Origin of the sequence: Salmonella sp. 5800 (assembly GCF_046558195.1) — a bacterium.
GTDB classification, from domain to species: Bacteria; Pseudomonadota; Gammaproteobacteria; order Enterobacterales; family Enterobacteriaceae; genus Salmonella; species Salmonella enterica.
This window is the reverse complement of the sequence record NZ_JBGDOX010000010.1, coordinates 73,623-84,143: the sequence shown is the minus strand read 5'-3', so window position 1 is coordinate 84,143 and position 10,521 is coordinate 73,623. Positions and strand designations below refer to the sequence as shown.

Below are 10,521 nucleotides of genomic sequence, written 5' to 3'. Positions count from 1 at the left end.
ATTCACTCTCAAGGTGTATCTAATCGTTTAGTATTAACTGGTTCTGAAAAGGCTTTGTCCACGCCTTTCATCAAGGGAGATAACAGGTATTCCATAATGCTGTGTTTTCCGGTAATTACACTGGCGTCAACAGTCATACCTGGTTTTAACCACCGTAAATCATCTTCATTAACATCGAATGCAATAATTACTTTATAATAACGCTGAATTGTTCCTCCGGTATTTTCCTCATAGGAATCAGGGCTAATATTATCGATAGTCGCATTATACGATTTTATCTTTGGTTGAATAATTGACTGGACATCCAGCTTAACGGCTTCATCTACATATATTTGGTCACGGTATTTGGGTAGTATTTTCACATCGGCCAGCATAGTCCTTACTTTTGGTTTTATTTCAAAAAGTAAGTCCGCCGCCTGGATCACACCACCATGAGTAGTGGCACTTTTGTTGATTTTATAAATTACGCCGTCAACCGGTGAATAGATATCCTCCTCATTTATCTGCTTCTCTATTACTTTTAATGTAGAGTTAACAACCTCAAGTTCCTGAAGATTTTTAGATATTATTTTAGATAAAGATAATCGCAATTCATTATTAAGCGCCTCAATATCATTAACAACCAGCTCAATATCATCTTTTTTTAAAGTGATACTACTTTCAATATCATTAATTTCAGACTTAACTTTTATATACGCCTGTTTCTTGTTAAGAAAATTGGTATATGGGCTAATTCCTTTTTTTACCAGTGGGGAAAGAATATTTATTTCTTCGGCAAGCAATGCTAGTTCTTTTTCTTTCGAACTCAGCTTCTCTTGTAATCCGCTAATCTCAGAATCAAGAGATGTTTTTTTTAACTCTTTAGCTCTTATCTGACTATGCACTAATTCAATATTCGCTTTTACCTCTTTATTGCTTAAAGAACGGGTGCCATCCAGGGTAATCAACCCACTCTCACTTTCTTTATCAAGAATGAAAGATATTTCGTTAACATCCTTATCCAGATACCCTTTTTGAGTTCTATACCTTTGATATTCTTTTTGCAGATCAAGGTTAACGACCTTTGCAAGGAGTTCTCCTTTTTTTACAGTATCACCCTCGGCCACATAAATATCTTGTATCGTCCCTCCTTTAGAAAGAGATATTAACTGAGCATTATCTTTAGTGGTGATAACGCCCTGACCATGAACCACTGAATTAATTTCTATAAAGTAGGTAAGGATAATAATTAAGATCGTCAAAGAAATAATTATCATCATGAGATGATCGCTTTGTCTTCTATTCATTTCATCACATTTAACTCACTTTCAGTATTTCCTTTTAAATAATCCATTAAATGAAAAATCAATGAGAGTTGCTGTAGCTTTAAAATATACAGGCTATATTTGCTGTCGATCATGCTTACATATGCCTGAAATGCTTCATTACGGCTTGAAATTAAATCAAGCAAACTTTTTTGCCCTAACTGAAACTCCTGCTCATATAATTCAGTAAGCTGTAACGCGTTTGTATGTGAACGTTCCGCCACTGAGTAAGTCTCTTTTGCAGCGGCGTATCTTGAAAGTTGTGAATCAATGTTATAACGCGTTTTAATCAAAAAATCGTCAATTTGCAGCTTAGCCTGCGAGTAACTTGCCACCATTTTTCTTTCCTGGGCTGAATTTCTGAACCCATTAAAAATGTTGAAACTGACATTGATACCCGTTTTAAATTCATCTTCATAATCACTTTTTTTGGCACTACCGCTCGGATTATTCTGTACATAGCTGGACACGAGATCTACAGTCGGAAAATAGGATGATTTTGCGGCATTAATATCTTCGGTCGCGGCTTTTCGGGTATTGACAAGCATCTTATAGTCATCGTTGTATTTCATCACCATGTCCATAAGTTTTTCAGGACTTTCGACAAAGATATATTTTTTGAAGAGGTTGAATTTTTCATCGCTTTGAATCTGATCTGGTGATAAATTCAGACCAGTCATATTCTGCATTTTATACATTTCATCATCCAACATCGACTGATACATAATGCTTCTGGTATTTAATGCATCGATAGATACTTGTACTTTACGCATATCAGATTGCATAGCTACACCGGAAGATACCAGCAGCGAAAAAGTTTCCAGCATCTTTTTATAAAACTCTTTCTCCAGATTTACGCCATCAATCATTTCACGATATTTACTGATGTTGTAATAGGTTGTCACAACCTCCTGAGATACTATATTCTTTGTTTTTTCATAATCAGTTTTACTATTATCTCTTTCATATTCAGATTTCCTGATATTAGCCCCCCTCACTCCAAAATCCGTTATTCGGTATGATAAAGACACCTTATTTTCAACGTTTCTCTCGGTACCTGATGACTCTTTCCTGTTATTATTAAGGCCAGATGTTAGATCCAGGGTAGGATAAAGTGCTGCCCGTGAAAGATCTAAGTCACTGTTTTTCTTTTCAGTCTCATAATATGAAACAGCAACAGAGGGCTGATGCGTTAATGCGGCATTAACTAAATCTCTTAGAGGAATGACCGGAAGCTCGCTGGCGTATGTGCTTTGTGTAATAAAAGCAGTCGTCAGAAAAAACATCTTAATCTTCATTTTTTTCCTCCTTGTTTAACAAACGTTGCTTTACTATTTCCTGATGCATAGATGTTATTTTTTCCATTAATGGCATATAGGTATCACGGTAGCTAACCATTTCAGCACTAATCTCTTTAGTATTGGCAATAATCTTTTTATCAGTAGCCGATAGATCGGATAGCGCTAAATGAACATTGTTCATATCCTCATCCATTTCTTTTCTCAGCCCATCGAGAGTATGAGAAATATCGGCACTGCCAGCGGCAATATCGTTTATGGTCTTACCATGTGAAAGAGATTCCTGATAACATTTATCAACTGATGCCATTATTGAATCATTCTTTTTATCTATAATATTTTGTATTGTACTCATTGCCTCCAGTCGTGCATTATTATCAGCAAGCAGGGTATTACCTTCAGATAAACGAGAGGTAATTGTTATTACACCGTCAACTAATTTTTTGGTATTTACGTTATTGCTTACCAGATAACCATCAATCAGCGTAGAAAGTTGTTCCAGTTTTGCTGAGTTATCCAATAGTCGGTTTTGCAAAGTGACAAAGCTATCTGATAGAATCACTCGTTTCTTTTCTTCGTCCTGCGTCCGTAAGTTTTCAACTGTCAGGTAGTTATCAAAAAACGCTTTAAACAACTCTTTAAATTCTACAAGCGTCTCTGATTCAACCCGCAGGCTTCGTTGTTTATTATTGGATCTGTTGCTTATGATTTTTAATTTTTTGATTTCCGTAGAAACAAGGGAATAGGAGCTGCGAACAAAAACACTTTGTGAGGTCAGGAGTATGGCGCAAACAACACCATAGATAGAAGATACAAATGCGGTATTCATCCCTTTCAATGGTTCAGAAAGCGACGCTACCATTGTCACGATCATATTGAGTGTATTACTTGCATTATCACCGCCAACATCTGATGGCGAGCTCAATAAGTTCCCGATTGAACCAATCGTAATAGACAGACCCGCAAACGTCCCCAACAGGCCAACAAGCGTCGACACATTGCTACAACTCATAATAAATGACAATCGTTGGTTACGGGCAGTAGACACATTGTCATCTAATTCCATCAGCAAATTGAAATCACACTGTTTGGGTTCCCCGGCAAACAAAACCTGATTGAGGTTAGAAAGAATGCTATTTTTTCTACTGGCGTCCTGAGATATTAATATGTCTTTTGCTGAAATATTTTTAAAAATAGTGAATAATGCACACAAAGAGCCTGTAATATAAATGGCAATAATGACTCCATTGTAAACAGCAGAAACCATAAAGTTATCAAAAACATACTCTCTTATACCGGGAAAAGATAAAGCGGAAAAAGGGAGTATGGCAAGAAAAAAACAGACAAACAAATAGCGGTAATGATTTATATATTTCACTCTGACACCTTTTTATTAATAGTCGTGATAATAGCTTTACTCGTTGTACTTGATGCTGCGGAGTTAACACTCATGTCAATAACTACATCAGGATATATCTTCTTAATCTCTTTCATTAAAATAATTCCCCGTTCATATCCCAGTCGTAAAGAGTCAGAGAAAGAGATGTCTGCCTGAGGAATAACCATTTCTATCAATAAATTGCTATTAGTTTTGTCTTCTAACCAAGCCTCTATTTTATGAATGTCCTCTTCTGAAAAGCTTCTCAGCCTGCCATGATACGTAATAACAAGCTCATTTTTTGTAGACGTTATATCAGTTTTCTGACCATCGGCGATATCGTATACTCCAACCTCCTTACCTGACATTGTAGTAATTCCGTCCGACACATCTTGTGTATTCACTTCCTTATTAACTATTTCATTAGCATTTGAATTGTCATTGGCTCCGTTATTTTGAGCAGTAGATTTAGTCTTATTCTCTATATTTGCTTTATAAACTTTAATTGAGTTGTCATACATAATAATCATATTATTAAGTGCAAACACCAACATAAGAAATATAAAAATGCACAATACCGTAGAGAATGTATCAACAAAACTAGGCCACGGATTACTTTCGTCTTCCATGTTGTCTCCTGATATTACATTGTGAATAAAATGTTTTTGTGGATTAGAAAGGATAAAGGATGCTCAACTTATTCAGAAAGTGAACGCTACCGCCCTTGGCTTCCTGCTACCAATACGCTTTATAGATTTCAGTTTTCCTACATCTCGTAATCAGAAAAATAAAAACAATGACGCCATTTTTATGCGCCCACAACAAAGATGAGTGCTTTAATTAAAAACACTCTTCATTTTTTAATTAGGTAGACATCAATTATTGCACTAACTATATCTTCCCCAATAATAGGTATCGCATAAGCTCTCAGCTCATAAATAAAAAATAGTCATCAGCAAATTAAAACCACTCGCCGATAAATATATTTGTTAGCTAATCATTGAAACTCTAAATCATTTTAAGGACATATTTCTTTTTAATACGCGTTATAACCATACGTATTTAATAAATTTGCCTCCAGAGGATAAAATGAATTTTCACAATTAAAACATAGGGTCATAGGGACTTCAATATAACTTAAATCATTAAAAATATAATAAGTGGGGAGTAAAAAATCAGAATTGCGTAAAAAAACACATAAATAAAACCATTTTTTATATAAAGCCAGCTATAAGTAACAATTTTATATTCAGCAATTAAAAATAAATCAAGATGCACATATCATATTTGAGCTCATCACAAGCTAAAGCAAACATTTAATTAACTATTGATAATACCGACCATTCTCTAACGTTATTTTATAATATCTTTTTGTTGTCAAAAAATGGCTATAAATTATATATTTTGCAGATGAGATTTCTCTTTCATATTTAAGACAATCCGGGTTATTGCAGTACATTTATGAACTTCGGCTGGATAACGATGTGCCGAGGCGAGTCGGCCAGAGGCGATAAGCGACATTTTTCCGTAAGATATGCGCTTCTCTTTTTTGAAAGGGATACAAAGACAATAATACCAGGTAAGAAAATGCCTGGTTTACACCAGGCATTTCAGCAGACGAGAGCTATAGCGAAAATGCAAATAACGCTTTGAGTTTTTTACCAAAAATCAGAACGGAATGTCGTCGTCAAAATCCATGGGCGGTTCGTTAGACGGCGCTGGCGCGGATTGCTGTGGACGCGACTGCGCGCCGCCGCTGAACTGGTTACCGCCCTGTGGCTGCTGAGGTTGTTGCGGTTGACCCCAACCCCCCTGCTGCTGACCGCCTGCCGGTGCGCCGCCGCCCTGGCGACCACCCAGCATCTGCATCACGCCGCCGATCTGCGGAACGTTAATTTCAGTCGTATAGCGTTCCTGGCCACTCTGATCGGTCCACTTGCGGGTACGCAATTGACCTTCGATATACACCTGAGAACCTTTACGCAGATATTCGCCGGCCACTTCCGCCAGTTTGCCGAACATCACCACCCGGTGCCATTCAGTCTGCTCTTTCATTTCGCCGGTCTGCTTATCGCGCCAGGATTCAGAAGTAGCCAGCGTTAAGTTGGCGACAGCGCCGCCACTTGGCATATAGCGTACTTCCGGGTCCTGGCCCAGATTACCAACGAGAATCACCTTGTTTACGCCTCTGCTGGCCATAATTGAGTCTCCTGAATACGTTTCATAAATAGTGTAAACGCGTGAGTGTACCATTTCCACGTAGCATTTTAATAGCTGCGATGCAGGTTCCAGGTCACTCGCGCGAACCTCATATTGTTGCATACTTTAGCTGAAGATGCATTCCAATACTGTATATTCAAACAGGTTAAATTGTGTCATAATTAGCCGTTTCTGCCGTTTGTCCTTCAAACAAACCAGGCATCCGAGTCTCTACCGGGAAAGGTGAATGGATAAGATCGAAGTTCGGGGCGCCCGCACCCATAATCTCAAAAATATTAACCTCGTCATCCCCCGCGACAAACTGATTGTCGTGACCGGGCTTTCGGGTTCAGGCAAATCCTCACTGGCTTTCGACACTCTGTATGCCGAAGGGCAGCGTCGTTACGTTGAATCGCTCTCCGCTTACGCGCGGCAGTTTTTGTCGCTCATGGAAAAACCGGATGTCGACCATATTGAGGGGCTATCGCCCGCGATCTCAATTGAACAGAAATCGACATCGCACAACCCGCGCTCTACGGTGGGTACTATTACCGAGATCCACGACTACCTGCGTCTGCTGTTTGCCCGCGTGGGCGAGCCGCGTTGTCCGGACCATGACGTGCCGCTGGCGGCGCAAACCGTTAGCCAGATGGTCGATAACGTGCTGTCACAGCCGGAAGGCAAACGTCTGATGCTGCTGGCACCGATTATTAAAGAGCGCAAAGGCGAACACACCAAAACGCTGGAAAATCTGGCAAGCCAGGGTTACATTCGCGCCCGTATTGACGGCGAAGTCTGCGATCTCTCCGATCCGCCGAAGCTGGAGCTGCAAAAGAAACATACTATTGAGGTGGTGATCGATCGCTTCAAAGTTCGCAACGATCTTTCCCAACGCCTGGCGGAGTCGTTCGAAACGGCGCTGGAATTATCCGGCGGCACGGCGGTTGTTGCCGATATGGATGATGAGAAAGCGGAGGAGCTTCTGTTCTCCGCCAATTTTGCCTGTCCGATTTGCGGCTACAGTATGCGCGAGCTGGAACCGCGTCTGTTCTCGTTCAACAACCCGGCAGGCGCCTGCCCGACCTGTGACGGGCTCGGCGTTCAGCAATATTTCGATCCGGACCGCGTGATCCAGAATCCCGACCTGTCGCTGGCAGGCGGCGCGATTCGTGGTTGGGATCGTCGCAATTTTTACTACTTTCAAATGCTCAAGTCGCTGGCGGAACACTATAAGTTCGACGTGGATGCGCCGTGGGCAAGCCTCAGCGCCAACGTACATAAAGTCGTGCTATACGGTTCCGGCAAAGAGAATATTGAATTTAAATATATGAACGATCGCGGCGATACCTCCGTGCGCCGCCATCCGTTCGAAGGCGTGCTGCATAATATGGAGCGCCGTTATAAAGAGACGGAATCCAGCGCAGTGCGCGAAGAGCTAGCGAAATTCATCAGTAATCGCCCCTGCGCCAGCTGTGAAGGAACGCGACTGAATCGCGAAGCGCGCCATGTATTTGTGGAAAATACGCCGCTGCCTGCTATTTCCGATATGAGCATTGGCCATGCGATGGATTTTTTCACTAATCTCAAGCTTTCCGGGCAACGGGCGAAAATCGCCGAAAAAGTGCTAAAAGAGATCGGCGATCGCCTCAAGTTTCTGGTGAACGTCGGCCTGAACTATCTCACGCTCTCCCGCTCGGCAGAAACGCTTTCCGGCGGCGAAGCCCAGCGTATTCGTCTGGCGAGCCAGATAGGCGCCGGGTTAGTCGGCGTGATGTATGTGCTGGATGAACCGTCCATCGGTCTGCACCAGCGCGATAACGAACGGCTGCTGGGTACGTTGATTCATCTGCGCAATCTTGGCAATACCGTGATTGTGGTGGAACACGATGAAGACGCCATCCGCGCCGCCGACCATGTGATTGATATTGGCCCCGGCGCGGGCGTTCACGGCGGCGAGGTGGTGGCGGAAGGCCCGCTGGAAGCCATTATGGCGGTACCGGAATCACTGACCGGCCAGTACATGAGCGGTAAACGCAAAATTGAAGTGCCGAAACAACGCGTGCCGGCAAATCCAGAAAAAGTGCTCAAACTCACCGGCGCGCGCGGCAACAACCTGAAAGATGTGACCCTTACGCTACCGGTAGGGCTGTTTACCTGTATCACCGGCGTCTCAGGTTCCGGTAAATCGACGCTGATTAACGACACACTGTTCCCCATCGCCCAGCGTCAGTTAAACGGGGCGACTATCGCCGAACCGGCGCCGTATCGGGATATTCAGGGGCTGGAACATTTCGATAAAGTGATCGATATCGACCAGAGCCCGATCGGCCGTACCCCGCGCTCCAACCCGGCGACCTATACGGGCGTCTTTACCCCGGTTCGCGAGCTTTTTGCTGGCGTGCCGGAGTCTCGCTCGCGCGGCTATACGCCAGGGCGATTCAGCTTCAACGTGCGCGGCGGTCGCTGCGAAGCGTGCCAGGGCGATGGCGTCATTAAAGTCGAAATGCACTTTCTGCCGGATATTTACGTGCCGTGCGACCAGTGCAAAGGCAAGCGCTATAACCGGGAAACGCTGGAGATTAAGTACAAAGGCAAGACCATCCACGAAGTGCTGGATATGACCATTGAAGAAGCGCGTGAGTTCTTTGATGCGGTTCCGGCGCTGGCGCGTAAGCTGCAGACGCTGATGGACGTGGGGCTGACCTATATTCGTCTTGGTCAGTCGGCGACGACGCTTTCCGGCGGCGAGGCCCAGCGCGTGAAGCTGGCACGCGAACTGTCGAAGCGCGGCACCGGGCAGACGCTGTATATTCTCGACGAGCCGACCACCGGCCTGCACTTTGCCGATATTCAGCAGTTGCTTGACGTTCTGCATCAGTTGCGCGATCAGGGCAACACCATCGTGGTGATCGAACACAACCTGGACGTCATTAAAACGGCGGACTGGATTGTCGACCTCGGCCCGGAAGGCGGCAGCGGCGGCGGCGAAATTCTCGTCTCCGGTACGCCGGAAACCGTGGCGGAGTGCGAGGCGTCGCATACCGCCCGCTTCCTTAAACCTATGCTCAAATAACCTTCACGCCGCTTTCCGATTCGCCGGGAAGCGGCATCATTTTTCCTCATCCCACCTCATTGTATCCGTGTTGAGCATTTGTGATTTGCGTGCCGCCTCGCTCTGACATGTGATAGCGCAAACGGTCTGTTATGGAAAACACCATGAAGTTGCCCTACGCAATCACACTACTGCTGTGCCTGTTTTTATCCGCCTGTACGCTGCCTGACCGCTTTAGCGCCGTGGCTTTTCAACAACTGACGCTATTACAAGCGCGCTCAACCCGCTTCCTGCAGGACGCGGCGCGAATACCGTGGCAAAAAGAGACACTGCTCAAGGATGACCGCGATATCCGCCAGACATTTTTTCAGGCTGAGCGGGTCGCCTGTCAAGGTGGGGATAAACACCGACTCGATAATCTGGCGCTGCTGAAAAATCACTATTTGCGTCTTTATGCGCGGGTTATGCAACGTAAGCAACCACTTACTTACATCCAGGCTGAGAGATACCAACAGCAAAATAATCAGGTCTGGAAATTAGCCATACAGGGTGAGTGTCTGCATTGGGGCGCACGCTGTACTCAGGGAGAAGAAAATGGCGTCTATTAACGAAATACATAACCTGATGACCACCGCCCGGGCCGAACACCCTGTAGCCTCCTCGACGATGGCCGAGTTTATCCAGGCGTATAAGCAGGCAAGAGAAGACAGCGACGACGCTATCCGCGAGTCCGCCGCGTTTATCGCCCGCGCGCTTCAGGAACATGCTCGCGGCTGGCTGGACGACGACGATATGATTATTCTGCTGGAAGGACAGCGGGACCTCGCCAGGCTACGCGCCAATAATGCGCAAATCGCCCTCGGCAGCCGTATCCGGTCTACGGTCATCCGCCTCATTGATATCGCCCTGGCGTTGTCGGTCGGCGCGCTATAATCAGGACTGCGGCAACTGCTTGCGTTTATCTTCCGGCAGCGCATTTACCGCCTGTTGATAAGAGGCATCGACCAGATAATAGAGTTGTGAATCCGGCAGCGATCCGTCCAGATAGACCGTGCTCCAGTGCGCTTTATTAAGGTGCCGACTCGGTCGTACATCGCTGTGCTGCTGGCGTAACAACTCTGCCAGTTCCGGGCTGGTTTTGAGAGAGGCTGCCGGGCGTCCTTCAACTTCTTTTACCATCGCGAAAAGTACATCTTCCACTTTAATTTGCGTCGCTTTCCAGTCGCTGTGGACGCTCTGCTCTGCGCCAGGTTTTGCCATGCAGTATTGCAGTAATTCCGAAATGGTCAT

9 protein-coding genes are annotated in these 10,521 nt (G+C 44.6%); 3 read left to right on the top strand and 6 right to left on the bottom strand.

Annotation, left to right across the window (positions count from 1 at the left end; all coding sequences use genetic code 11):
- Positions 1–8: 8 nt before the first annotated feature.
- From siiD to ssb1, 5 genes are all read right to left on the bottom strand, one after another.
- Positions 9–1,286 carry an SPI-4 type I secretion system protein SiiD gene (gene siiD, locus ACLJZ5_RS17685; protein ID WP_023262289.1) on the bottom strand — a complete coding sequence of 426 codons (1,278 nt, stop codon included), beginning with the start codon at positions 1,284–1,286 and terminating at the stop codon, positions 9–11.
- Entirely contained in the window at positions 1,283–2,602 is a 1,320-nt protein-coding gene (siiC, locus tag ACLJZ5_RS17680) for an SPI-4 type I secretion system protein SiiC (protein ID WP_001670706.1), read from the bottom strand. Before siiC ends, siiD begins: the two co-directional genes overlap by 4 nt.
- Positions 2,592–3,980: a MotA/TolQ/ExbB proton channel family protein gene (locus ACLJZ5_RS17675; RefSeq protein ID WP_024797338.1), complete on the bottom strand. Its 1,389-nt coding sequence runs from the start codon at positions 3,978–3,980 to the stop codon at positions 2,592–2,594. The genes siiC and ACLJZ5_RS17675 overlap by 11 nt, the downstream gene beginning before the upstream one ends.
- On the bottom strand, positions 3,977–4,609 hold the full coding sequence (gene siiA, locus ACLJZ5_RS17670) for an SPI-4 type I secretion system auxiliary protein SiiA (protein ID WP_024797337.1): 633 nt from the start codon (positions 4,607–4,609) through the stop codon (positions 3,977–3,979). Before siiA ends, ACLJZ5_RS17675 begins: the two co-directional genes overlap by 4 nt.
- Positions 4,610–5,648: 1,039 nt before the next feature.
- Complete coding sequence (gene ssb1 / locus ACLJZ5_RS17665) at positions 5,649–6,179, bottom strand: single-stranded DNA-binding protein SSB1 (RefSeq protein ID WP_000168322.1); 531 nt, start codon at positions 6,177–6,179, stop codon at positions 5,649–5,651.
- Positions 6,180–6,426: 247 nt separating this feature from the next.
- On the opposite strand from ssb1, the gene uvrA reads away from it, so the two are divergent.
- The 3 genes from uvrA to ACLJZ5_RS17650 all read left to right on the top strand — a co-directional run bounded on the left by uvrA (position 6,427) and on the right by ACLJZ5_RS17650 (position 10,164).
- Entirely contained in the window at positions 6,427–9,252 is a 2,826-nt protein-coding gene (uvrA, locus tag ACLJZ5_RS17660) for an excinuclease ABC subunit UvrA (RefSeq protein WP_000357725.1), read from the top strand.
- A 131-nt stretch (positions 9,253–9,383) separates the two neighbouring features.
- Positions 9,384–9,839, top strand: a complete 456-nt coding sequence (locus ACLJZ5_RS17655) for a hypothetical protein (protein WP_000432211.1) — start codon at positions 9,384–9,386, stop codon at positions 9,837–9,839.
- Entirely contained in the window at positions 9,826–10,164 is a 339-nt protein-coding gene (locus ACLJZ5_RS17650) for a hypothetical protein (protein ID WP_024797335.1), read from the top strand. Before ACLJZ5_RS17655 ends, ACLJZ5_RS17650 begins: the two co-directional genes overlap by 14 nt.
- Here ACLJZ5_RS17650 and ACLJZ5_RS17645 read toward each other — a convergent pair whose 3' ends face one another.
- The gene (locus ACLJZ5_RS17645) at positions 10,165–10,521 is read right to left on the bottom strand and encodes an MmcQ/YjbR family DNA-binding protein (RefSeq protein ID WP_000155665.1); all 357 of its coding nucleotides are present in this window, start codon (positions 10,519–10,521) and stop codon (positions 10,165–10,167) included.

Coding starts and splice junctions, on each gene's coding strand:
- ACLJZ5_RS17645 (WP_000155665.1), bottom strand. CDS start 10,521: ATGACCATTTCGGAATTACTGCAATACTGCATGGCAAAACCTGGCGCA.
- uvrA (WP_000357725.1), top strand. CDS start 6,427: ATGGATAAGATCGAAGTTCGGGGCGCCCGCACCCATAATCTCAAAAAT.
- ACLJZ5_RS17655 (WP_000432211.1), top strand. CDS start 9,384: ATGGAAAACACCATGAAGTTGCCCTACGCAATCACACTACTGCTGTGC.
- siiD (WP_023262289.1), bottom strand. CDS start 1,286: ATGAATAGAAGACAAAGCGATCATCTCATGATGATAATTATTTCTTTG.
- ssb1 (WP_000168322.1), bottom strand. CDS start 6,179: ATGGCCAGCAGAGGCGTAAACAAGGTGATTCTCGTTGGTAATCTGGGC.
- ACLJZ5_RS17650 (WP_024797335.1), top strand. CDS start 9,826: ATGGCGTCTATTAACGAAATACATAACCTGATGACCACCGCCCGGGCC.
- siiC (WP_001670706.1), bottom strand. CDS start 2,602: ATGAAGATTAAGATGTTTTTTCTGACGACTGCTTTTATTACACAAAGC.
- siiA (WP_024797337.1), bottom strand. CDS start 4,609: ATGGAAGACGAAAGTAATCCGTGGCCTAGTTTTGTTGATACATTCTCT.